The organism is Pyrodictium occultum (genome assembly GCF_001462395.1).
GTDB lineage: Archaea > Thermoproteota > Thermoprotei_A > Sulfolobales > Pyrodictiaceae > Pyrodictium > Pyrodictium occultum.
This window is the reverse complement of record NZ_LNTB01000001.1, coordinates 271,869-293,943: the sequence shown is the minus strand read 5'-3', so window position 1 is coordinate 293,943 and position 22,075 is coordinate 271,869. Positions and strand designations below refer to the sequence as shown.

The 22,075-nt window shown below is 69.3% G+C and carries 21 protein-coding genes; 11 read left to right on the top strand and 10 right to left on the bottom strand.

What is annotated here, in order from left to right; translation table 11 throughout:
* Positions 1-92: 92 nt before the first annotated feature.
* Entirely contained in the window at positions 93-2,174 is a 2,082-nt protein-coding gene (locus CF15_RS01610; protein ID WP_201783069.1) for an FMN-binding glutamate synthase family protein, read from the bottom strand.
* A gap of 145 nt (positions 2,175-2,319) precedes the next feature.
* Here CF15_RS01610 and CF15_RS01605 point away from each other — a divergent pair, with 145 nt between their 5' ends.
* Together CF15_RS01605 and CF15_RS01600 are read left to right on the top strand one after the other, a co-directional pair.
* Positions 2,320-3,060 (top strand): diacylglycerol/polyprenol kinase family protein, encoded by a 741-nt coding sequence (locus tag CF15_RS01605; RefSeq protein WP_058370232.1) that lies wholly within the window; start codon positions 2,320-2,322, stop codon positions 3,058-3,060.
* A gap of 56 nt (positions 3,061-3,116) precedes the next feature.
* Positions 3,117-3,668 carry a hypothetical protein gene (locus CF15_RS01600; RefSeq protein ID WP_464735800.1) on the top strand — a complete coding sequence of 184 codons (552 nt, stop codon included), beginning with the start codon at positions 3,117-3,119 and terminating at the stop codon, positions 3,666-3,668.
* Here the strand turns inward: CF15_RS01600 and CF15_RS01595 are convergent.
* On the bottom strand, positions 3,634-4,857 hold the full coding sequence (locus tag CF15_RS01595) for a mandelate racemase/muconate lactonizing enzyme family protein (protein ID WP_058370230.1): 1,224 nt from the start codon (positions 4,855-4,857) through the stop codon (positions 3,634-3,636). The genes CF15_RS01600 and CF15_RS01595 overlap by 35 nt on opposite strands.
* Positions 4,858-4,970: 113 nt before the next feature.
* Between CF15_RS01595 and CF15_RS01590 the strand changes: the two genes are divergently transcribed.
* A complete protein-coding gene (locus CF15_RS01590; protein WP_070807862.1) occupies positions 4,971-6,044 on the top strand; it encodes an N-acetyltransferase DgcN family protein in 1,074 nt (357 codons plus the stop codon).
* On the opposite strand, the gene CF15_RS01585 is transcribed toward CF15_RS01590, so the two are convergent.
* The 6 genes from CF15_RS01585 to CF15_RS01560 all read right to left on the bottom strand — a co-directional run bounded on the left by CF15_RS01585 (position 6,041) and on the right by CF15_RS01560 (position 10,766).
* Positions 6,041-6,436: a NifB/NifX family molybdenum-iron cluster-binding protein gene (locus tag CF15_RS01585; RefSeq protein WP_168371202.1), complete on the bottom strand. Its 396-nt coding sequence runs from the start codon at positions 6,434-6,436 to the stop codon at positions 6,041-6,043. The genes CF15_RS01590 and CF15_RS01585 overlap by 4 nt on opposite strands.
* A 73-nt stretch (positions 6,437-6,509) precedes the next feature.
* On the bottom strand, positions 6,510-7,499 hold the full coding sequence (locus CF15_RS01580; protein ID WP_058370227.1) for an amidohydrolase family protein: 990 nt from the start codon (positions 7,497-7,499) through the stop codon (positions 6,510-6,512).
* Between the two features lie 97 nt (positions 7,500-7,596).
* Positions 7,597-8,550, bottom strand: coding sequence for a pyruvate synthase subunit PorB (gene porB, locus CF15_RS01575; RefSeq protein ID WP_058370226.1), 954 nt, complete (start codon positions 8,548-8,550; stop codon positions 7,597-7,599).
* Positions 8,551-8,593: 43 nt separating this feature from the next.
* Positions 8,594-9,832: a transketolase C-terminal domain-containing protein gene (locus tag CF15_RS01570; RefSeq protein ID WP_058371333.1), complete on the bottom strand. Its 1,239-nt coding sequence runs from the start codon at positions 9,830-9,832 to the stop codon at positions 8,594-8,596.
* Between the two features lie 17 nt (positions 9,833-9,849).
* Entirely contained in the window at positions 9,850-10,185 is a 336-nt protein-coding gene (locus CF15_RS01565; protein ID WP_058371332.1) for a 4Fe-4S binding protein, read from the bottom strand.
* Between the two features lie 2 nt (positions 10,186-10,187).
* Positions 10,188-10,766: a 2-oxoacid:acceptor oxidoreductase family protein gene (locus CF15_RS01560; RefSeq protein WP_058370225.1), complete on the bottom strand. Its 579-nt coding sequence runs from the start codon at positions 10,764-10,766 to the stop codon at positions 10,188-10,190.
* Positions 10,767-11,027: 261 nt separating this feature from the next.
* Here CF15_RS01560 and CF15_RS01555 point away from each other — a divergent pair, with 261 nt between their 5' ends.
* Positions 11,028-11,936, top strand: a complete 909-nt coding sequence (locus CF15_RS01555; protein ID WP_058370224.1) for a hypothetical protein — start codon at positions 11,028-11,030, stop codon at positions 11,934-11,936.
* 449 nt (positions 11,937-12,385) lie between these two features.
* Here the strand turns inward: CF15_RS01555 and prs are convergent, their stop codons facing one another.
* Positions 12,386-13,336: a ribose-phosphate diphosphokinase gene (prs, locus tag CF15_RS01550; RefSeq protein WP_058370223.1), complete on the bottom strand. Its 951-nt coding sequence runs from the start codon at positions 13,334-13,336 to the stop codon at positions 12,386-12,388.
* 206 nt (positions 13,337-13,542) lie between these two features.
* Between prs and CF15_RS09255 the strand changes: the two genes are divergently transcribed.
* The 4 genes from CF15_RS09255 (at position 13,543) to CF15_RS01535 (ending at position 17,718) form a co-directional block, all read left to right on the top strand.
* Entirely contained in the window at positions 13,543-13,677 is a 135-nt protein-coding gene (locus CF15_RS09255) for a hypothetical protein (RefSeq protein ID WP_269082797.1), read from the top strand.
* A gap of 61 nt (positions 13,678-13,738) precedes the next feature.
* A complete protein-coding gene (locus CF15_RS01545) occupies positions 13,739-15,571 on the top strand; it encodes an aldehyde ferredoxin oxidoreductase family protein (protein WP_058370222.1) in 1,833 nt (610 codons plus the stop codon).
* Between the two features lie 87 nt (positions 15,572-15,658).
* Positions 15,659-16,558 carry a metallophosphoesterase gene (locus CF15_RS01540; protein WP_058370221.1) on the top strand — a complete coding sequence of 300 codons (900 nt, stop codon included), beginning with the start codon at positions 15,659-15,661 and terminating at the stop codon, positions 16,556-16,558.
* Between the two features lie 65 nt (positions 16,559-16,623).
* Positions 16,624-17,718 carry a hypothetical protein gene (locus tag CF15_RS01535; RefSeq protein WP_058370220.1) on the top strand — a complete coding sequence of 365 codons (1,095 nt, stop codon included), beginning with the start codon at positions 16,624-16,626 and terminating at the stop codon, positions 17,716-17,718.
* On the opposite strand, the gene CF15_RS01530 is transcribed toward CF15_RS01535, so the two are convergent.
* Positions 17,715-18,833: an NAD(P)/FAD-dependent oxidoreductase gene (locus CF15_RS01530; RefSeq protein ID WP_058370219.1), complete on the bottom strand. Its 1,119-nt coding sequence runs from the start codon at positions 18,831-18,833 to the stop codon at positions 17,715-17,717. The genes CF15_RS01535 and CF15_RS01530 overlap by 4 nt on opposite strands.
* A 101-nt stretch (positions 18,834-18,934) precedes the next feature.
* On the opposite strand from CF15_RS01530, the gene CF15_RS09250 reads away from it, so the two are divergent.
* The 3 genes from CF15_RS09250 (at position 18,935) to CF15_RS01515 (ending at position 22,054) form a co-directional block, all read left to right on the top strand.
* Entirely contained in the window at positions 18,935-19,789 is an 855-nt protein-coding gene (locus CF15_RS09250) for a DMT family transporter (protein ID WP_058370218.1), read from the top strand.
* Between the two features lie 25 nt (positions 19,790-19,814).
* The gene (locus tag CF15_RS01520) at positions 19,815-21,194 is read left to right on the top strand and encodes a glycerate kinase type-2 family protein (RefSeq protein WP_083494421.1); all 1,380 of its coding nucleotides are present in this window, start codon (positions 19,815-19,817) and stop codon (positions 21,192-21,194) included.
* A gap of 161 nt (positions 21,195-21,355) precedes the next feature.
* Positions 21,356-22,054 (top strand): peroxiredoxin, encoded by a 699-nt coding sequence (locus CF15_RS01515; protein WP_058370217.1) that lies wholly within the window; start codon positions 21,356-21,358, stop codon positions 22,052-22,054.
* Positions 22,055-22,075: the final 21 nt, after the last annotated feature.

Sequence of the window (22,075 nt, the reverse complement as noted above, 5' to 3'; positions counted from 1 at the left end):
GCCCGGGGGGCGACACTACACCTTGGTGGGAGCCTAGGGGGCTGGATAGGCGCCGGGCAGTGTTATAAAGAGTGGGTCGTGGCGGCCCCGGGCTACTCGCCGGCCACCAGCACCCCGAGCCTCTCGGCCACGGCGCCGTCGAGGCTGCGGAGGAGCCACCGGTTGCCCTGCAGGCTCTGGTAGCTGGTCAGCCCGCCGGCGCCCATCAGCAGCTTAAGCTCCCAGGTCATGGCTATCAGCGTGTTCTCGTAGGCCTCCCTCCTCCTCTCTGAGGGCCAGCCCGAGAGCCTCCTCCGCAGCCAGCGCAGCGGCCTCCTCACAGACACCAGGTCAGCGCCCAGCGCCAGCAGCTTGTACACATCGGCGGCGCTCCTCAGGTCGCCGGCCGCGACGATGGCCACCCTCTCCCTCACACCCCGGCGCCAGGCCTCGTCGTCGAGCCTCACCACCCACTCCTCCAGCCAGGGCTTGGAGCGGCCGCCGCCACCCCTCAGCTCCTCGTCCACGATGACGAGGCTCGCGCCCGCGGGGGGCTCGGCGCCGGGCGGGACAGCCACAGCATGGGGGTGCTCCATCAGCCTACACTCGAGCGGGTAGCCGAGCGCCTCGGCCGCCTCGGCCAGGGGCTCCTCGAGGCAGGGCACTGCTATTGGGGCCTCGTAGACGCTGCCGCCGGGCAGCCTCACCCTGAGGTCTATCTCCTCCCGGTAGGGGTCCACACTCGGCCTCGTCACCTGGGCGGCCTCTATCCGGAGCAGGTCCAGCGGCCTCTCGGCAGGCGTCGTGTAGCCGGGCACGTAGCCGCCCATCCCCAGCACGGGGGTCTTAGCCTCCATGTAGACCTCGCGGGGCACCGGCTCCTCGCTGGGGTCGCCGTACCAGGCCACCTGCCCGGGCTCCGCCAGCTCCACGCCCAGCACCTTGGCTACGCGCTCGTCCGCGTTGTGGAGCTCGAGGAGGTCGCGGCGGCCCACGAGCTTCTGGAGGCTATCCTCGCCGAGCGCGTAGGTTATGAGCTTGAGGCTCCTCTCCACCGCCCTAAGCCAGGTAACCAGCCTGGCCGTTGCCCAGTCTATGTCGAGCTTCAGGGGGCTGTCTACCCTGTTGGTGAGCGCCGTGGGGCAGTTACCCGTGTTGCATATATGGCACATTATGCAGCCCACCGCCAGCAGAGCGGCGGTACCGATATTAGCCATGTTGGCTCCGAGCAGGATAAGCTTAGCTATATCCTCGCCGCTCGAAACCATGCCCCCACCTATCACCAGGAAGCCGTCCCTGAGCCCGTTCTCGCGGAGGAGCCTGTCAGCCACGGGCACGGCGTAGTCGACGGGCATCCCCACGTGGTCCCTCACTATCCTCGGCGTCGCCCCCGTGCCGGCGCCCGCGCCATCGATTATAATCCCCATGGCGGTCGCCCTGGCCGTGCCGAGGGCGACGAAGCCCACCTGGTTGGTCGCAGCTGTCTTCACCAGCACCGGGCGGCCCGTGAGCTCGCGGAGCATCTTCACCCTCTGCGCCAGGTCCTCGATGCTGTAGATGTCGTGGTGGGGCGCGGGGCTCAGCGCCTCGCTCCCCGGCGGGAGCTTGCGCAGCCTGGCGATGTCGCCGACCACCTTCTTGCCGGGCAGGTGGCCCCCTATCCCCGGCTTGGCCCCCTGGCCGATCTTGATGTTCACCGCGAGCCCCCGGCGGAGCATGTCACGGTCCACGCCGAAGCGGCCGCTCGCCCACTGGATCACTATGTTGCGGTGCTTCCCCACCTCGGGGTGGAGGCCGCCCTCCCCGACGCCCACCACGGCCCCGGCCAGGTCGGCTGCCCTGGCGAGCGCTATGTTGGGGTTGCCGGATAGGGCTCCGAAGCTCATGTCCCCGAGGTAGACTGGGACCCGGAGCCTGGCGCCGGCAAACTCGAGGCCCACGTCCACGTCCAGCCTGTCTATCCCCTCCGGGCCCAGCTTCCTGGCCAGCTCGTTGACCTCCCTGGGGCTGAGGCCCCGTATCCCCATCCTGTCCAGGAGCCTGCCCCGGGCCCGGGGCATGCTAACTACTGTCCTCTCCAAGCCCTTGGTGGCGGCGTACCTCACCGCCAGTATCCTGTCGCGGCTCCAGAACTCTGGGGTCCTGCCGCCGCCGACTGGCGGCTTATAGCTTGCCAGCAGCCTTACCTGCGCCACGATGCGGCCCCGGCGCCAGGGCCCACGCGAAGCCCACAGTTAAAGCTATCCGTTCCCCTGACAGCTGCCGGGGTGGAGGGACAGTATATAAGCCGCCCGGGGCCCTGGTATCCAGCCCCTAGAGGGCTGGAGGTAGGCAATAGCGTTGGACATCCTCGGGGCCTACCGGGCCGACACGGGGCTCCTCCTCCAGGACCTTCTCAGGTCTCTCCCCCTGGCAGCCTGGGTGCTCTTCAGCATCCACGGGCTCGCCCGCTGGAGCTACGAGCGGGCCCGCAGCCGCTGGGGCGAGGCGGTGGGCATCTACTTCGCCAGGAAGGTTATCCACATGGCGGCCGGCGGGCTGGTAGCCCTCCTGGTCCCCTTCGTGTTCCGCGAGCCCTGGGTGCCCTTCATCCTCGGCCTGCTGCTCGCCGCCTACGTCTACCTCCCCCACCGCACGGGGAGGCTGATGACCTGGTTCCAGGACCCCGGTAACATTAGCGAGGTCTACTACTGCATAAGCTGGGCTCTAGCCGTCCTCGTGGCCTGGCCCTTCGACGTCAGGATAGCGGTGCTCCCCCTATTCCTCATGAGCTTCGGCGACGGGGTCACCGGGATAATAAGGGGGATAAGGCAGCGCCGCCGGGTGAAGAGCTGGGACGGCACCCTCGGCTTCCTAGCGGTGGGCCTCCCCGCGGGCCTGGCCATGCTGGGCCCCGTGGGCGGCCTCGCCGCCGCCGCGGCCGCGCTGGCCGAGAAGTCCGGGCTCGTCGACGATAACATCAGCGTGCCCCTGGTGAGCCTGGCCATCCTGCTGGCGGCCTACCACGCCGGGCTGCTCCCGGCGCATGGCCCCGCCGTGGCATCATACATGGCTATGCATGGGCTCCACGCCTCTCCATAGATACGAATAAATACTGCACTTATAGGGTGTTACTTCTGAGGGAGCCTCCTGTGCAGATGGCCGACGCCTGCCACGGCGGGACCGGCCTGGACACGGAGGCAGTGATAGCAGGGAGGCTGGTGAGGCTCCCCAAGCACAGCCCGGTGATCGAGCTCTACGGCGCGGTCGAGGAGGCCGAGGCCCTCATAGCCAGGGCCAGGCTGCAGCTGGAGGCCCGCGACCCCGCCACCGCGGAGAGGCTCTACCTCCTCCAGCGCGCCATCCGCCTCCTCCCCGGCGTCCTGGCAGGCGCCGTGGACCCGGGGCAGCCCCTGCGGCTCATAGAGGAGGCCGCCCGGGGCCTCGAGCGGCCCGGCGGCTGGAGCCTCACTGGCTGCAGCCCCGAGGACCCCGACATAGTGCTCGCCATGGCCAGGCTCCGGGCCGGCGACAGGCTGATCGCCCGGGCCCACGAGGAGGGGGAGGTGCCCCGGGAGCTGGCCAGCCGCATCTCCATGCTGCTGGAGGCGGCTAGCTACATGCTCTACGCCATCCACTGGAGCCTCTGCAGCCGTGCCCCTCAGGGAAGGAGGCTCATAGCCCGGAGGACTGCGGAGCTGGCCCAGTAGCCCCGCGGCGGGGCCTGGGACCCAGGCCTGGGCCCCCAGGGGGCTCCAGCTCCACCCTCCCGGCCCGGGCCCGGTACCTGGGCGGGTTCTCCACCGGGTTCTCCCTGAGGAAGAGGGGCGAGTCGAGGTCCACGTACCTGGTCGCGGCGCTCGCTAGGGCCGGGTGGAGCGCCTGGGCGATGCCCAGCCCGGTCTCCACCATGCACCCCCACATGGCCTCCAGCCCGTGGGCCTCTAGGAGCGAGGCCGCCCGGGCCGCCTGGAGCGGGCCGCCCACCTTGGCCACCTTTATGTTGACCACGTCCGCGGCCCTCATCGAGGCAACCCTGGCTATCTCCTCGAGGCTCCTGGCTGACTCGTCGGCCGCCACCGGGGTCTCCACGGCCCTCCTGACCTCGGCCAGCCCCTCCAGGGCCCCGGCGGGCACGGGCTGCTCGACGAGCTCGAGCGCGGTCCCCAGGCTCCTCTCCAGCCTCCGGATAACCCGGACAGCCTGCTTGGGGCTCCAGGCCTGGTTGGCGTCGACCCTTACCACCGCCCTGCCCCCGGACGCCTCGTAGACCGTCTCGGCGAGGAGCACATCGTCCTCAAGCCTGCCTGTGCCGAGCTTCACCTTGAGCACGCGGAAGCCCTGGACCCGGGGCAGGGGAAACGGGGCGTCTCCCGGGGGCTGGGAGCGGGATCCGACAAGGTACTCGACGGCCTCTATGAAGGCCTCCCGGAGCCTGCCCCTCCCCCTCCGGATCTCCTCCAGCGCCTCGCCCCCGGGGAGGGAGACGGTGTAGTCCGTCTCCAGGCCCGAGCGGAGCCTGCCCCCGAGGAGCGTGTAGAGCGGCACGCCGAGAGCCCTGGACGCGGCGTCCAGCACCGCGGCCTCGAGGGCGGCGCGGGCGGAGGAGAAGCCCGGGGCCCCGGCGTGGACCCTGCGGAGCGCCTCCCCCAGCTCGTCGGGGAGCCTAAGGCCCCGGAGCCTCTCCCCAGCCTCCCTGGCGTAGGCCTCGACCGCCTCGAGGCTCTCCCACGTCACCCTGGGCGCGGGCGCGGCCTCCCCGTAGCCTGTGGTGCCGTCGTCCAGCGCGACGGCCACGGCGATGTTCTCCAGCTCCGCGTGGGCGGCGTAGGAGATGCGGAAGACCCCGCGCAGCCCCGCGCGGATCCTCCAGGCCTCCACCCTCTCTATGCGCGGCAAGCCCGCGGCCCCGGGCAGCCCACCGGGCGCCCGCTGGGTTCAAAAAGAGGATGGGCGGAGCCTCCCCTGAGAACCCGCGCAGCCAGGCCCCTGCAGGGTGCCGCGCCGTGCCCATGGTGTACCACGAGGGTAGGAGGAGGGCGGCTGTCTACGCCCCCGGCGCCTACGGCAGGGAGGAGGGGAAGACGGGCCACGACCTGGTAATATTCGACGGGGGCCTCCTATGGAACCTTGTGGCCGTGGTTGACCCATTCAACGCCGGCCGCGACGCCGGCGAGGTGCTGGGGCTCGGGAGGAAAGGCATACCGGTGGTGAGGAGCCTCCGCGAGGCCATCGAGGCCGGCGCGGAGGCGATCATCCTGGGCGCCGCGCCGGTGGGCGGGAGGCTGCCCGGGGAGTGGAGGAGGGACATCCGCGACGCCCTGGAGGCGGGGCTCGACGTCTACAGCGGGCTCCACACCTTCCTCTCCGACGACCCGGAGCTGCGGGAGGCAGCGGAGAGGGGAGGGGCCAGGATTGTTGACGTCCGCAAGCCCGACCCCCGGTACTTCCGGGTCTGGGACGGCAGGGTGCTGGGCACGGAGATGAAGCGCGTCCTCGTAGCCGGGACGGACTGCGAGGCCGGGAAGAATATTGCGACCTACACGCTCTACCGGGCCCTAGAGGAAAGGGGGGCCAGCGCCTGCATGATAGGGACGGGGCAGACCATGCTCCTCCTAGGCGCCCGGGGCCTGGTCATGGACGCGGTGCCGAGCGACTTCGTGGCCGGGGCCCTGGAGCAGGTGATAGTGGAGGAGTATGAGAGGGGCTGCAAGATAGCGGTTATAGAGGGCCAGGCGGCGGTGACCCACGAGGCCTATGGCCACGTCTCCCTCGGCATCCTGCGCGGCGCCTCGCCGACCCACATAGTGGTGGCCCACGTCCCCGGCCGCCGCTGGAGGGCTGCGTTCAGCCACGCCTGGAAGCCCCTCCGCGTCCCGGAGCCCGGCGAGGAGCTGGCGCTCCTCCGGGCCCTCAACCCCTACCCCGACGCCGTGCTGGCCGGGATAACGCTGAACACCAGCGCCTACAGCCCCGAGGAGGCAAAGAGGATAGAGGAGGAGTACACGAGGACCTATATGGCGCCGGCCGTGGACCCGCTCCGCACGGAGGTGGACTCGATAGCCGAGAGGATACTCCGGGGCTAGCCCCTGGCGGCGCGGGCCAGGCCCAGCTCCTCCTCAGCCCTCCTCAGCGCCTCCTCGATGCTGGTATAGGGCCTGACTATTATCACCCGCAGCCCGTGCTTCTCCATGAACTCCCTGCCGCCGGGCCCCAGCGCGGTCGCGACTATAGCGTTGCAGCCCCTGTTCAGCTCGAGTATCTTGGCCCTCTTACCCCCGTGGCCCTTCCCCCCGTGCTCCCCGTGCTCCTCGGAGCCGTGGCCGCGGCTGGCGTAGGGGTTCTCAACCCTCCTCTCCAGCCTCCAGCCCTCGCTGCCGCAGCGGACGTAGTGGAGGTAGTAGCGGGCATCCCCGAAGTGGCCTAGCTTGACCCTCTCCCCGTCATCCGTCGCCACTGATACGCAGACGCACCCCACGATACCACCCCGTACAGTGCCTCCCGGGGGCCAGGCCCTCTTATCCTGGCCCCTGGGGGCTACCCTGGGGGCCCTAGGGCGGCTCCAGAGGCCTGCACTCCACGCCGAGCAGCTCCTCGAGGTTCCGGTAGAGCATCGCCTCTAGCTCGCCGCGCCCCCGGCCCCTCCGCAGTGCAGCCGCCACGAGCCGGGCGGCGCTCCTGGCCGGAGTGTCCTCCTCCACCACCGGGTAGTCGCTGGCGTGCAGTATCTTCCCGGCCGGGAGGCTCGAGACTACTATCTCGAGGACATCCAGGGGCACGGCGCTCGTGTCGAGGTAGACGTTGGGGTAGCGGCGGGCCAGCTTCACCGCCTCCTCGGTGAACACGCCGGGCGCGGCCGCGCTGTAGCCGCCCGCGTGGGCTATTATCACCGGCACGTCCCGGTGCGTGGCTATGGCCCTCTCGAGCCGCTCCGGGTTGCCGAGGCTGCAGAAGGCGGGCAGCTCCCAGAGGCCGGGGTCGCAGCCCGCGTGGACGAGGACGGGCACGGCCTTCTCCTCGGCGGCCTCGAACACCTCCTCGACCTCCTTCGAGTCCGGCCACACCATGTGCATCGTCGTGATCAGCTTGAGCCCCCGGTAGCCCTCCCCGAGCCTCCTCCGGGCGGCCTCATACACCTCCCCGGGGCCCCGGCTCGGCTCCGGGTCGGCGTAGAACACGAGCCTCGCCCCGCTGGGGCTCTCGCGGGGCTCCACGGGGCCGAAGCGCGAGAGGAAGATGAGGGTCTCGGCCAGCAGCCGGTCCGGGGTCTCGTAGTGCTCCAGCAGCCAGGGCGCGAGCCTCCTCAGCACGGGCTCCGCCGCCCTCCAGGCCCTGGCTAGCACGCGCTGGCTCCTCGCCGCCACAAGCTCGGCAGGGGGCCGGATCTCCATGACCTGGGCCAGGGAGACGCGGTAGCCGGCCAGCTCCAGCGCCAGCTCCCAGGGGCTGCGGTTATCAACCAGGTGGACATGGGCGTCGGCTATGCACGGCACCTCCTCGATGAGCTGCAGAGCCTTCTCTAGAAGGGGCAGGGCCCACACCTCACGGCGGGGTCGAAGAGGCCCCAGGGGGCTGCCGGCACCCCTTCCACCGGGGAGCCTTAAAAAGAGGGGATGCGGGTGGGGCCCCCAGGGGATCCTACTCGGCCACCGGGCCTATGGCCTGCTCGCCCACCCAGCGGTTGATCTCCTCCACGTAGTGGTCGACCATCTTCTGGATCTGCTCTATCTCCTCGTCGGTCAGGTGGCGGAACCTGCCCTGGAGCTTGAGGTACTCCCTGACCGGCTTCCTCTTGGGCACCTTTACCGTTACCCTGGGCTTCCCGTTCACTATCTCGAGCTGCACCCACATGCCGGTGAGGACTGCCAGCCGCGCTACATGGATGCTGTGCTCGTTCCTTATCCTCCAGCCAGGGGTGCAGGGCGAGAGCACGTGTACAAGGCTCGGGCCCCGGGTCTCGTAGGCCTTCCGGAACTTCTCCATCATGTCGGTCGGGTAGGCGGGGTTTGCGGTGGCTATGTAGGGTATCCTGTGGGCCAGCGCTATTCCTATTATGTCCTTCTTCGGGTGGGGCTCGCCCCTCATCCTCTTCCCAACCGGGGTCGTGGTGGTCCAGGCGCCGAATGGCGTGGCGCTGCTCCTCTGTATGCCGGTGTTCATGTAGGCCTCGTTGTCGTAGACCACGTACATGACGTCGTGGCCCCTCTCCATCATGCCGCTGAGGCTCTGCAGCCCTATGTCAAAGGTGCCGCCGTCACCTGCTATCGCCACCACCTTTATCCTCCTGTTGGGGTCCAGCACGCCCTTCCTCTGCAGCGCCTTAATCGCCGCCTCGACGCCGCTCGCCGCGGCGCCGGTGTTCTCGAAGGCTAGGTGGAGCCAGGGGTTCCTCCACGCGGTCCTGGGGAACAGGGTGGTGGTTACCTCGACGCAGCCAGTGCCCATCACCACTATTGCGTCCTTACCCGCTACCTTCATCAGCATCCTCATTATGAGGGCCGCGGCGCAGCCCTGGCACATGCTGTGGCCGGGGGCGAACTGCTCCTCGCGGGGTATGTCCCAGACTGTGCGTATGGGCTTAGCTATGGCCATCGAATCCCACCCCTCTAGACGGGCCGGTCCATGAGCGTGGGGGCTAGTGGAGCCTCATCCTGCTCCTAACCCCGTAGAATAGTGTGCGGGGCTCGCTCCTGCCTGTCTCCGCGATGTTCAGGAGCTTCTTGTACATCTCCACCACATCCTTCACGTATATGTCGCGGCCGCCGAGGCCGTGGACGAAGCTCGCCATAGGCTTCGTGATCCCCCTCACGGCGAGCGCCGCCGAGACGTCTAGGAAGAGGGGTCCCTCCACAGCGGCGCCGAATGCGAGGGCGCGGTCGAGCACGCCGACGGCCTTGACGTTCTCAAGCGCCTTGGCCACCTGCTCGGCGGGGAAGGGCCGGTAGACGCGGATCTTCACCATCCCCGCCCTCACGCCCTCCTCGCGCAGCCTGTTGACGGCGGCCTTCACCAGGCTCGCGGTGGCCCCGAGGCTCACTATAGCCACCTCGGCGTCCTCCATCATGTACTCCTCTATGAGGCCGTAGCGGCGGCCGAACCTCTTCTCGAACTCCCTCGCGGCCTCCTCTATCACGCGGGGCGACTCGCGGAGCGCCAGGTCCTGCTGTACCTTGGCCTCGTAGTACCAGTCGGGGCCGCCGACAACGCCGAACGTCATGGGCTTGTCGGGGTCCAGCACCGGCCGGTACCCCCTGGGCCTCTTGGCCGCGTACTTCAGCACCTCCTCCCTGGGTATAGGCTCCAGGGGCTCCACCGTGTGGCTGAGTATGTAGCCGTCGAGCGTCACGGCTACGGGGAGCAGCACGTCCGGGTGCTCGGCTATATAGTAGGCCTGGATCAGGTTGTCGTACACCTCCTGCACGGTCTCGCTAAATATTATTATCCAGCCGGTATCCCTCATTCCCATGACGTCGCTGTAGTCGTTCCATATGTTCAGCGGCGCGCTGAGCGCGCGAGTAGCTATAGCCATGACCACTGGTTGGCGGAGGCCACTGGCTATGTAGAGCATCTCGTGCATGTACTCGAGGCCCTGGCTGCTCGTGGCGGTGAACACCCTGGCGCCGGTGGCGGCTGCGGCGATGACAGCGCTCATAGCGCTGTGCTCGCCCTCGACGGGTATTACCTCGGCGTCGAGCTCCCCGTTGGCAACCATCTCGGTTATCTTCTCGGCTATCTGGGCCTGCGGGGTTATCGGGTATATAGCGGCCACGTCTATATCGACGTCGCGGACAGCGAGAGCGGCGGCGTAGTTACCCTTAGCGGCTATCCTCTGGGCCTGCCGCGCCTCAGCCCGCTCCCGGCTCCTGGCCTCCAGCGCCGCCACTGCCCTCCTCACCTCTCCTCCGGCACCATCTCTATCGCGTTCACGGGGCACTCGAAGGCGCAGATACCGCAGCCCTTGCAGTGCTGGTAGTCAACCTCGAAAGTTATCCTGAACTTCTTGCCCTGCTTGTTGGTGTACTCCTTGTCCAGCTCGAGGATAGCGCTATCCGGGCAGTAGACCCAGCAGAGGCGGCACCGGATACACTTCTCCTGGTTTATCACCGGGCGGAATGTCCTCCAGGAGCTTACGTCAACCTCCTCGGTGCTGCCCGGCCAGGGCACGATAGCCGCTATCGGGAGGTCTTCCATGGTCTCGGGGTACTTTTTACCCAGGTAGCGGTCCATGCTCACAGGCAGACCACCTCCGTCGAGGAGTAGGCCTCCTCCACCGCGCGCAGGTTGGGTTCAATAATCCTGGGCTTATCCTCGAAATACTCCTCTATACTATGCTCGAGCGAGTCGAGCTCCACGACCTTGGAGGCCCGTGCCAGGGCGCCGAGCATCGAGGTATTCACTATCGGCGCCCCCAGGTGCTTGAGAGCTATGCTAGTCGCGTCGACGGTCGCCACGCAGCGGGGCGGGTTCAGTCCATGGCTCCTGATGAACTCGGCGGCCTCCTCGGGGCTCTTCTTAGTATTTATCACCGTTAGCCCGCTCGGCTTAAGCCCCCTCATGTATATGCTGGGCACCAGGCTCGGGTCCAGGACTACAACTATGTCGGGCTCGAGGACCGGCTCCCTCTCGAGGATAACCTTGTCGTCTATCCTGACGAAGGCGAGCACCGGGGCCCCGCGGCGCTCGGCGCCGTACTCGGGGAAGGCCATAGCGTACTTGCCCTCCCGGATCGCGGCGGCGGCGAGCACCTCGGCAGCCGTGACGGCTCCCTGGCCTCCCCGGCCGTGGAACCTGATTTCTACACGCGTCAAGCCTACCACCAGGGCGGTCACACGTGTTCTGGAGAGCCCCAGGCACTACTATACCTTAGGGCTTTGGAGAGGGCTGGAGGAAGCCCCCGGGGCTGCACTGCTACAGTGGTGGGCTAACTAATAACTCCTATCCCTTCCCAGCGCCTGATTGTAGTAGCCAGCTGGCACGATAGTCGAACCACACGGGGGCCGGCGCTGCACAGTAGCCGGGCCCCTCCTAATACCCGGCCGGGGCGCCAGGCCCCCCGGGGTGGCCACGGAGTGGCCGGAGCCCCGCTGGCGGAGGCGCTCCGGAGGGAGCTAGCTCAGGCCCCCAGGCTGGTGGCGGAGCAGGCGTCCTCGACGGAGCCCATACTAGCCGGCGAGGAGTGCATACTAGCAGTGGGGGCCGGCGACAGCTACGCCGCGGCCCTGGCCCTGGAGGCCTGCAGCCGCGGCCGGGCCAGGGCCCTCGACCCCTTCGACGCGGTGACCACCGGCGCCCTGGAGGCCGCGGCCGGGAGGGGCTGCCTCCTCCTGGCGCTGAGCGTCGGGGGCAGGACCCGCAGCGTCCTGGAGGCCGTCGAGGCCTACCGCCGGCTAGGCGGCCGCGTCGTGGCAGTCACGGGGCCCGGCACCCCGCTCGCGAGGCTAGCCGGCAGCGTGGTGCAGCTCACCTATACCGGGCTCGCTGCAGGCGTGGGGGCGGCCCGGCACCTGGCGATGCTCGCAGCCCTGGCGGCCGCCATGGGGGAGAGGGTCTCCTGGCCCGGCCCCGCGGCCGCGGGCTGCGGCGCGCTAATGGCCGGGGTGCACGCGGGCGCGGCGGAGGCCTACAGCAGCGCGCTGTACACCGTGCTCAAGCTCTACGAGGCCTACGCCATGCCCGCCAGGAGCGAGAGGCTTGAGCAGCTGGTCCACGCCCCCGTCTACGCCGCGGATAGCGTGGCCCTCTACCTCTCGAGCACAGCGCCCCGGGGGAGGCAGGAGGAGGTGCTCGAGGCCCTCAGGGAGGCCGGGGTGCCGGTGAGCGCTGTGCCGCCGGGGAGGAGCTGCTGGGAGACGGTGCTCTCCCAGCCGGCCTGGGCCCTGGGCTGCCTGGCGGAGGCGGCGGAGAGGGACGGGGTGAGGGAGCCCAGGTACAAGCTCCACCCGGGCCTCGAGCGCCTCACGAGGCTGATCTACGGGTAGGCCCCCCGGGGGCTGCTCGGTGCCTAGCCTGCTCCTCAGCCCCTCCCCGGGGAGGGTCCGCGTGTGGAGGCCCCACAACTCGCCACCGCAGCCCCGGGGGCCTAGAAGCCTGGCCCCGAGGCTGCGTCCACCGTCGGGCCCAGGGGCTGGGGGTTTGACCGCGGCCCCTAGCCGGCCCCGGGGTCATAGAGCCGCCGGGGCCTCGGCGGCCTCGCCCCCGGGTGTCGGCCGAGGAGGCGCCGGGATAAACGCTCCTGGATTAGTGTAGGCTGCCGGGCGGGATAATAATGGCTGCGCGCCGGGCTACGGGTTCCCCGGCTCCGCCGCCGCGCCCCTAGCGGGGAGGGGCTGGCGGGCGCCCAGGAGGCCGTGGACTCATCGGGCCCCTCGCCGGGGCGTCCTTGCCCACGGGGCTCCGGGGGCTGGTAGGGGGTGCGGGGGGCTTGTGCCTAGCCCCGCTTCTGGGGCTTCTCCTGCTCGTAGCCCGCCACGGCTTCCACGAGCCTGTCGATCGCCGCGGCTACCTGCCTGCTCACGTCCACCTCCTCCACGCCCTCCGGGGGCTTCACGGTGTTGCCGGCTAGTATCCTGGATACCCCTGCCTTCCTAAGCTTCTGGAGGGCGTCGCCCGCGAAGAGGCCGTGGGTGCAGGCTGCTATGACCTCCCGGGCTCCCTGCTGGAGGAGGATCTCCGCGGCCCTGGCCATGGTCCCCCCGGTGCTCACTATATCGTCGACTATCACTACCGTGGCGCCCCTGACGTCGAGCGTCTTGGGCCTCATTGTTATCTCCCCGGTTACCCTGTCCCTGCTCTTCTCAAGGTAGTCGAAGGCCGCCCCCAGCCTCTCGGCGAGCCTGCGGGCCCGGTGGAAGGCGCCCCGGTCGGGGGCGATCACGTAGATCTTCTCGGCGGCCTCCGCGGCCCCGCGGAGCCTCTCGGCGAACGCTGGGCTGGGGTCCACGCTGGCCGCGGGGCCCGGGAACCAGTGGAGGCTCTCCGGCTTATGCAGGTCCACGGCCGCGAAGGCCTCGGCGCCGCTGGACGCTAGGAGGCCTAGGGTGACGCGGATGCTCACCGGCTCGCCGCGGATGAAGCGGCGGTCCTGCCGGCTGTAGGGGGTATACCCCATCACCGCGACCACGTGGCTGGCGCCGAGCCCCCGGGAGGCCTCGGCAAGGAGGGCCGCCTCCCAGAGCCTCCTCGTCGGCTCCGGGTAGCCGGTTGAGGCTACCACCGCCACGGCGCCATCGAGGCCGGCGGGTATCCTGACGTAGCTCTCCCCGTCGGGGAACAGCTTGTGCTCGGCGCGGGCCAGCTCCGCGCCCAGGCTCCTGGCGAGCCCCTCAGCGAAGCTCTCGGGGACGCCGGGCGCGGCTACAACGACGTATCGGGCCGCCACGGCCAGCCCCCAGGGGAGGCGCCTCCCCGGGGAGGCCTCGGTATAAAGGCGGGGCCCTCCCCGGCCGCGGCAGGTTATTACCCGGGGGCGTTCCTTCCTTAGTATGCGTGGGTACGTGCCGCAAGGGAGGAGAGCATGGCTGCTCTAGCGAGGATCACGCGGGGTAGGTATGTATAGTAGGTGGGAGGCTCCGCCTCCTCCTCTACATGGCCCTGGCCCTCCTCTTCGCCTACAAGGCTGCCACGGAGATCCAGGGAGACAAGGTCTGGGGCATAATCTACGCGCTGATAAGCCTCGAGTACCTCTTCGAGGCCCCAGTGCACCCGGCCCGGAGGCACTAGCGCTGCTCTGCGGCTGCTTTTTTCAGCCCCTCCAGCCCCGGCTTTACGCGGTGGCTTTTTAGTGGGCTCAAACCCCTACGGGTGGAGCGGCAGGATCCTCTGGGCCGACCTCTCCCGGGGAGAGTTCCGGGAGTGGCGCTACCCGGGCGAGATGGCCCGGCTCTTCATAGGCGGCAGGGGCTTCGCAGCCAAGATCCTCTGGGAATTCCTCGAGCCGGGCGCCGACCCCCTCGGGCCCCGCAACCTCTTCATCGCCGCCGTGGGCCCAATCACGGGGCTCCCCGGGCCCAACACGGGGAAGCTTGTGGTCGCGGCTAAGAGCCCGCTGACCGGCGGCTACGGGGACGGGAACATAGGGTCCTGGGCGGCCGTCCAGCTGAGGGCCGCGGGCTGGGACGCCATAGTGGTTGAGGGCGCGGCGGAGAAGCCCTCGATACTGGTCGTGGAGGATGACAAGGCGTGGCTGGAGCCCGCCGAGGACCTCTGGGGGCTCGACACCTTCCAGGCCTACGACCGGCTCGTGGAGCGCTATGGCAGGGATGCAGGCATACTCCTCATAGGCCCAGCGGGGGAGAACCTGGTACGCTTCGCCACTGTCGTGGCCCAGAAGGGCCGGAGCGGCGGCAGGCCCGGCCTAGGCGCGGTCATGGGCAGCAAGAGGCTGAAGGCTATAGTCGTGCGGGGCAGCAGGCGCCCCGAGGTGTTCGATAGGGACGCACTGATGAAGGCTGCCTCGGAGGCTATAAGGGCCGTCCGGCAGAGCCCCAGCTACGGGTTCTGGATGCGCCAGGGCACCATGGCCACGGTTGAGTGGGCGCAGGAGGCGAGCGTGCTCCCAGCCTACAATTTCAGGGAGGGCGTGTTCGAGGGCTACCGGGGGATAAGCGGCAGCTACATGGAGAAGATAGAGGTGGACCTCCGCAGCTGCCCCCTCTGCGTCATGCCCTGCGGCCACGTGATAGAGGACGAGGAGGGGAGGAGGGTAGAGCTCGACTACGAGAACGTCGCCATGCTGGGCAGCAACCTGGGGATATCCAGGCTGGAGGAGGCGGCGGTCCTCAACAGGCTTGCCGACCTGTACGGGCTCGACACGATAAGCCTCGGCGGCACTCTCGGCTACGCGCTGGAGGCGGCGGAGAGGGGTAAGCTGGAGCTAGACGCAGGCTGGGGCGAGACCAGGAAGATAGCCGGGCTCGTCCAGGACATAGCACTCCGCAGGGGCGTCGGGGACCTCCTGGCCGAGGGGAGCGCGAGGGCCTCCAGGAAGATAGGGGAGACCTGGTACGCCATGCACGTGAAGGGGCTCGAGGTGAGCGCCTACGACTGCCACGCCGCCCCCGGCATGGCGCTGGCCTACGCCACCAGCCCGATAGGAGCCCACCACAAGGACGCCTGGCTGATAGCCTGGGAGGTGCAGCACGGCCGCATGGAGTACAGCAGGGAGAAGGTGAGGAAGCTTATAGAGCTGCAGAGGCTCCGCGGCGGCCTCTTCGAGACCGCCGTGGCCTGCCGGTTCCCCGTCGTGGAGACCGGGATAGACCCCGAGTACTTCATAAGGCTCCTCCGCGCCGCCACCGGGCTAGACATCACGATGGAGTATATGAACGAGGTGGCGGACCGCGTCTACGCGCTGATAAGGATGATATGGGTGAGGGAGCATGGGGGCTGGAGCATAGAGATGGACATGCCGCCGGAGCGCTGGTTCCGCGAGCCCCTCACTAAGGGGCCGCTGAAGGGCGCGAAGCTGGACCGCGACAGGTTCCTGGAGATGCTGAGGATGTACTACGAGGAGAGGGGCTGGGCGCCTAACGGCGTACCCCTCCCGGAGACCCTCCGCCGCCTCGGCCTAGAGGACGCGGTGCCCCTGGCGGAGAAGCACGCCCAGAGGGGCTAGCCCGCATGCCCCGTTTCCCGCCCCGGGCCGGCGTCGGGGTAACACCCATTCCCGGCCCAGCCCTCCCACAGCCAGCCGGGTCAAGGCTTGGCGAGGCTAGTGGAGCTAATGGAGGATGCAGCCGGGCTCCTGGCCAGCCGTGGCCCCGTGGTGGAGGTGGAGGCTGGGAGGATACTAGTGGTCGGCGACACCCACGGCTACCCCGAGGTCTCTGAGTGGGCGCTGCGGCTCGCGGACAAGCACGGGGCGGAGGCGGTCGTCTTCCTGGGGGACTACGTGGACCGCGGCCCCTGGAGCGTGGAGAACCTGGAGCTGCTCCTCGAGAGGATGCTGGCGGAGCCGGGGAGGCTGCTGCTGCTCCGCGGCAACCACGAGTCGCTGGAGATGAACAGGTACTACGGATTCCTTGAAGAGTACTACTCCAAGCTGGGCCCGGGCAGGCTGGCCCCCCTCCGCCGCCTCTACTCCTGCCTCCCCTACGCCGCCAGGTCCCGGGGCGTGCTCCTCCTCCACGGCGGGGTCCCCTGCCGCGAGTGCAGCGGGGGCCCCGAGGAGCCCGTGTCCCTGGAGGAACTGGCTGAGCGTCTCTCGAGGCTCCACTGCCGCCCCGAGCTGGACGAGTGGAGCGACAGCCTCGCCGCCCAGCTGCTCTGGAACGACCCCAGGGGAGACCTGGAGTGGTTCGCGCCGAGCATCCGGGGCCCCGGGGTCTACTACTACGGCCGGCTCGCCTGGACCAGCTTCCTCCGCGCCAATGGGCTGAGCCTCCTTGTCCGGGCCCACGAGGCTGTGGACGCTCACGCTGTGTGGACCCGGGAGGGGAGGCTGCTCAAAGGCGTGGGCCACGGGGAGCGTATGGGGATGAGGGAGCTGGAGGGCTCGGTGGTGACAGTGTTCTCGAGCCTCTACCACGGGGCCGGCGCCGGTGCACTCCTCATAGACCAGGAGGGGGAGTTCCTCGAATTCCTCCGCTACCCGGAGGGCTGAGGGTACCAGCCAGGGGAGCCGTTATCGCCGCGTCACCCGGCCTAGTCTTGTGACGGTGCCTTGTGATGCAGCCTCTCTACGAGGACGCGTGCCGCGGCCTCAGGCTCTGCCCGCGGCCCCTGCCCCCAAGGCTCTGGGGGGCGGAGCCCTCCACCCTCGCCAGGCTCGACCCGGCGCTGGCAGAGGGGCTGGCGGGCCCAGGGGCCGCGGGGGCCGTGGAGAGGCTCCGGGAGCTGCTCGGCGGGCTGCTCGGCAGGGGCTGCGCCTACTGCGGCGCCCCGGCGCTCAGGGTGGCGGGCTACTGGCGCATATGGCTCCTCGACGGCGGGGGCAGGGCCATCCTCGAGGACCTCCTGCCCCTCTGCGGCAACTTCCTCAAGGCCTACCGGGTTGAGAAGGCCCGGCAGAGCGGCGGGCTCGAGAAGGCTGTGGAGAGGCTGGCCGTGGTCAATGGGGTCGCGGTGGAGCATGCGAGGAGGGTTGTGGAGCGCGTGCTGGAGGAGTGGGGGAGGAGTCTCGCCGTCGAGCACTGGCGGGTCGAGCTGCCCGGGCTCCGGCGCCACGGGCTCCAGCGCGGCGAGGCTGAGGCCCTCGAGAGGCTCGCCAACCTGCTCACCAACCTCCCATACCTGGTGGAGAGGAGCCAGCTCCTAGTGGTGAGCGCTAGCGTCGAGGAGCAGAGGACCAGGGCCGCGGAGACGCTGGAGAGGCTCTGCAGCGGCGGCCTCGACCCGGGCCGCGTCGCCGAGGAGGCGCGGGCCCGCGGCCTGGCCCCAGAGGCCCGGAGCCTCGCTGTGCACGCGGCCAGCCTCCGCCTCAGGGCCTGCAGCCTGCCGGTCCACAAGGCGCTGGAGCTGCTTGAGGGCGCCTGGGTGCTAGTGGTGCCCCGCAGCCGCAGGCCGGGGCTCGTGGAGGGGCTGGCCGAGGCCGCTGGGCGGGGGGAGAGGTGGCTGCTGAGGATGGAGACTAGCCTTGAGCCTAGGGACCCCGCCCAGGTAGCGGTCTACACCGCCGACGCCTTCGACGCCGGGGCGGCGGCCGAGGCGGCGAGGGCGGTGGCGGGGCTTCTCGGCGGCCGCGTGGAGATGGTCTACCGTCCCGCCGCCCCCGGCGGCCGTAGGCTCACGGGTCTGATACTCTACCGGTACACCGGCGGCTAGGGCTTGCCGGCGAGGAGCTCCTGGTAGAGGCGCCTCACCCTCTCGTGGTACCAGTGCGCCAGGTTGCTGCGGAGCGCCAGCCTCTTGCCCAGCACCAGTATGCCCTCCTCGGGGCCCAGCGTTATCCCGGCGAGGGGCCTGTAGCTGGTTATGAGCGGATGGTAGGGCTTCTCCCCGGCCCCCTGCATCCTCGCGGCTATATTATTCACCGCCCTCGCCGCGCTCCTCAGAGCCTCCCTGGCCATCTTGAGGGCCACGCACTGGCCCCTCCTGAACTCTGTGGCGTCGCCTGCGGCGTAGACGCGGCCGCCTAGGCCGGGGACGCGGAGGTACTCGTCCACCCGGAGGAACCCTCCCCTCGCCAGGGCCTCCCTGGGCGCCTCTATCCCGGGGCCCCTGAGCCCTGCGGACCAGATAACGACGTCGCCCTCCACCCTGCTCCCGTCCTTCAGCTCGACGCCGCCCTCGTACACCCTGGTCACAGGCTGCCCCATCCTGAACCCGGCGCCCATCTCCTCCAGCAGCCTCCTGGCCAGCCTGGAGGCCTTCTCATTGCCCAGCAGCTGGAGGGGCTCCTGCAGCATATCCACAAGGGTCACGCGCAGCTCCCTCCCCAGCCTCCTGGCGAGCCAGAGCGCCTCCGCCGCCACCTCGACCCCGACGAACCCGGCGCCCACCACTACCATGCTCTGGATTCTCCCCTCCTCTATCATGCCGCCGAGCCTCCAGGCCTCCTCGGCCCCGTAGACGGTGAGGCTGAGCTCCTCGGCCCCGGGGACCCCGTAGAAAGCGGGCCGGGCGCCAGCAGCTATCACCGCGTAGTCGAAGTCGATGGTCTCGCCGTCCTCGAGGCGGATCCTCCCCTCCTCGACAGCCGTGGCCCGCTTGGCCACCAGCGACACGCCGAGCCTACCCGCGTAGGCCTCGACGCTCCACTCCACGTCCTCGGGCCGGTAGCGGCGGCTCACCAGCGCGGGCACCAGGGGCAGGAAGACCATGCTGGGCCTGGAGGTGACCCAGACGCACTCCCCCCTTTCGCAGAGCCCGAGTCCAGTCAGCCTCCTCACCGCCTCGACGCCGGCGAAGCCGCTGCCGACCACGACTATCCTGGCCACCCGGGGGGCACCCCTGGCGGAGCGGCAGAGGCCGCTGCCAAGCCAAAAGAGTGCTACCGTCATCCCGCCGCCCCCAGGGGAGGCGCAGAGGGCAGCGGGCCTTGAGGGGGAGGGGCTACTGGAGGAGCGTGGCCGAAGCGGCCGCGGCGGCCGTCCTATGGGGCAGCATAGGCGTGGCCTACAGGCTAGGCGTCCAGGCAGGCGCCGACGGGGCCTGGCTCATCCTCGGCAGGCCCCTGCTGGCGGCGCTCGCCAGCCCGGTGGCCGCGCTGCTGGGGGCCGGGAGGCCGGGGAAGTGGAGTATAGCGGTGGGGCTCCTCGGGCTCGCGCCGCTCTACGCCACCTACTTCCTCGCCGTCTCCAGGATAGGCGCCGCGCTGGCCAGCATACTACTCTACACGGCTCCCGCCTGGGTGGCGCTCGCCTCGGGGCCCCTGCTCGGGGAACCCCCTGGGGGCCAGGGGCTCGCCTCCATGGCCCTGGGGCTGGCCGGCGCCGTCCTGGCCGTGGGGCCCGGGGGAGGCAGCTTCGACGCCGCCGGGGTGCTGCTGGGCCTCGCCTCCGGGGTCAGCTACGCCGCCTACATCCTCCTCTCCCGCTACGCCCAGCTGCGGGGAGCCGGGGTTGCCGGGGTGGCCGTCCACAGCCTCCCCTTCGCAGCACTCGGCGTCACGGCGGTGGCGAGGCCCCGGGGGCCGCCGGGCCTCGTAGACCTGGCCTACGCCTCCTACCTGGCCTGCGCCGGCACGCTAGTCCCCTACACGCTCAGCAGCCGCGCCCTGCGCAGGCTCGAGGCCCACCGGGTGGCCGTGGTCAGCCTTGTAGAGCCGGTCACTGCTGTTGTGCTAGCCTGGCTCCTCCTGGGCGAGAGGCTCTCCCCGCTCCAGGCCCTGGGCGCCGCCATGGTGCTGGCCTCCTCGTTGCTCGCCACGGGAGGGGTAAGAGCTGGGGGCTAGGAGCCTAGCCCGGGGGGCTCGGGCATTGGGGTTCATCCGCAACCGTGGAGAGCTGGAGAGGAGCGGCCTCCACCGCGACCTCCTGGACGCCCTCGAGGCGGCCCTCGACGCCGTGGAGCCCCGGAGGCTGATGCGCCGGCGGCTCCGCCGCAGCGGCGGCTGCGTCGAGATCCAGGGGGCGGGGAGGCTCTGCCCCCGGGCTGGCGTCTACCTAGCCGGCTTCGGGAAGGCGGCCAGGGGCATGGCCGAGGGCGTGGTTGAGGCGCTGGACGGGCTCGTGGAGGCAGGGGTGGTGGTGGCGCCGCGGGGCCACGGGGGCCGGGTTGGCCCGGTGGAGGTGCTCGAGGGCGACCACCCCGTGCCCGGCGAGGCTACGCTGCGCTCCAGCAGGAGGCTCCTCGAGTTCCTCGCCTCGGTGCCCGGGGACGCGCTCCTCCTGGTGCTGGTCTCGGGCGGGGGCAGCTCCCTCTTCGAGGTCCCCGCCGACGGGGTGAGCCTCGAGGACGAGGCCGTGGTTGTGGAGAGGCTCCTCCGCCGCGGCGCCGACATCTACGAGCTGAACGCGGTGAGGAAGCACCTCTCCGCGGTGAAGGGCGGGCAGCTGCTACGCTATACCAGGGCCGGCAGGGTGGTCTCGCTCATAGTCAGCGACGTGGTCGGGGACAGGCTTGACACGGTGGCCTCGGGGCCCACGGTGCCCGACGAGACCAGCTTCAGCGACGCCTACAGGGTACTCCGCCGCTACGGTGTGTGGGAGGAGGCGCCGGAGGCGGTGAGGAGCTGGATAGAGGCCGGGCTGCGCGGCCTGGCCCCGGAGACGCCTAAGCCCGGTGACCCGCTGTTCGAGAAGGCAACGAGCCTCCTCGTGGCCTCCAACCGCGACGCCCTCCGGGCGGCGGCCGGGCTGCTGAGGGCTAGGGGCTACAACACGGTGATCCTCACCGATAGGCTGAGGGGCGAGGCCAGGGAGGCGGCTAAGCCCCTGGCCGGGGTGGTCGAGTCCACGGCCGCCGGGGGCCCCTCGCCGGCCGCGCCCCCGGCCGCGCTGCTAGCCGGCGGCGAGACAACGGTCACAGTGAGGGGCGGCGGGACTGGAGGCAGGAACCAGGAGCTGTGCCTCTCCCTTGCCATGGAGCTGCACCGGGGGAGGAGCGTAGCCCGCTACGCGGCCGCCTGCATGGGCACCGACGGGGTGGATGGCAACAGCCCCGCCGCGGGCGCGCTGGTGGACGAGGAGACGCTGCCCCGGGCCCTCTCCATGGGCCTGGACCCCTGGAGGGCGCTGGAGGGGAACGACAGCTACGGCTTCTTCAGCCAGTCCGGGGGAGTGATAGACACGGGCGGCTTCACCGGCACCAATGTGAACGATGTCTTCATAGCGCTTGTGCCGCTGCAGCCGCCCTAGCAGCTGCCGTCAGCTGAATCAACACAAGTCTATAGGGGCGATGGGGAGCCGGTTTAAGAAGATATGCCGTAATGCCTCAGCGCCGGTAGGCATTTATACTCGAAATGGTTTCTAAGAGGAATCAGCCTGGAGAGAAGAGCGGGAAGAGAGGTGCGAGAAGCATGCCCGGAACCATACCTCTAATCGGCGAGCGCTTCCCCGAGATGGAGGTCAACACCGACCGCGGCAGGATAAAGCTGCCCGATTACTTCAAGGGCAAGTGGTTCGTCCTCTTCAGCCACCCGGCCGACTTCACGCCGGTGTGCACTACCGAGTTCGTAGCCTTCGCCAAGAGGTACGAGGATTTCAAGAAGATAAACACTGAGCTGATAGGCCTCAGCGTCGACAACACATTCAGCCACATAAAGTGGAAGGAGTGGATCAAGGAGAAGCTGGGCGTCGAGATACCCTTCCCGATAATCGCCGACCCCATGGGCGAGGTAGCCAAGAAGCTCGGCATGATACACGCTGAGAGCGGCGTAGTCACCGTCCGCGCCGTCTTCATAGTGGACGACAAGGGCGTCATAAGGGCCATACTCTACTACCCACTGGACGTCGGCAGGAACATCGACGAGATACTGAGGCTGGTGCTGGCGCTCCAGCTGAACAGCAAGTACGGCCGCGCCCTGCCAGCCAACTGGCCGAACAACGAGCTCATAGGCGACAACCTGATAGTGCCGCCTGCATCCACCGAGCAGGAGGCGAAGGAGAGGGTGCAGAAGTTCAAGTGCTTCGACTGGTGGTTCTGCTACGAGGACAAGGCCAGCGCCGAGGAGAAGGAGCAGGCCAGGAAGTTCCTCAAGCGCGTCGCCAACTGCTAGCCTCGGCGGGGCCTACAGGCA

Bases quoted from the DNA above. Each gene is read 5' to 3' on its own strand.
- CF15_RS01600 (WP_464735800.1), top strand. From the start codon at position 3,117: ATGGCCGACGCCTGCCACGGCGGGACCGGCCTGGACACGGAGGCAGTG.
- CF15_RS01565 (WP_058371332.1), bottom strand. From the start codon at position 10,185: ATGGACCGCTACCTGGGTAAAAAGTACCCCGAGACCATGGAAGACCTC.
- CF15_RS01535 (WP_058370220.1), top strand. From the start codon at position 16,624: ATGCAGCCTCTCTACGAGGACGCGTGCCGCGGCCTCAGGCTCTGCCCG.
- CF15_RS09255 (WP_269082797.1), top strand. From the start codon at position 13,543: ATGGCCCTGGCCCTCCTCTTCGCCTACAAGGCTGCCACGGAGATCCAG.
- porB (WP_058370226.1), bottom strand. From the start codon at position 8,550: ATGGCCATAGCTAAGCCCATACGCACAGTCTGGGACATACCCCGCGAG.
- CF15_RS01590 (WP_070807862.1), top strand. From the start codon at position 4,971: ATGGTGTACCACGAGGGTAGGAGGAGGGCGGCTGTCTACGCCCCCGGC.
- CF15_RS01515 (WP_058370217.1), top strand. From the start codon at position 21,356: ATGCCCGGAACCATACCTCTAATCGGCGAGCGCTTCCCCGAGATGGAG.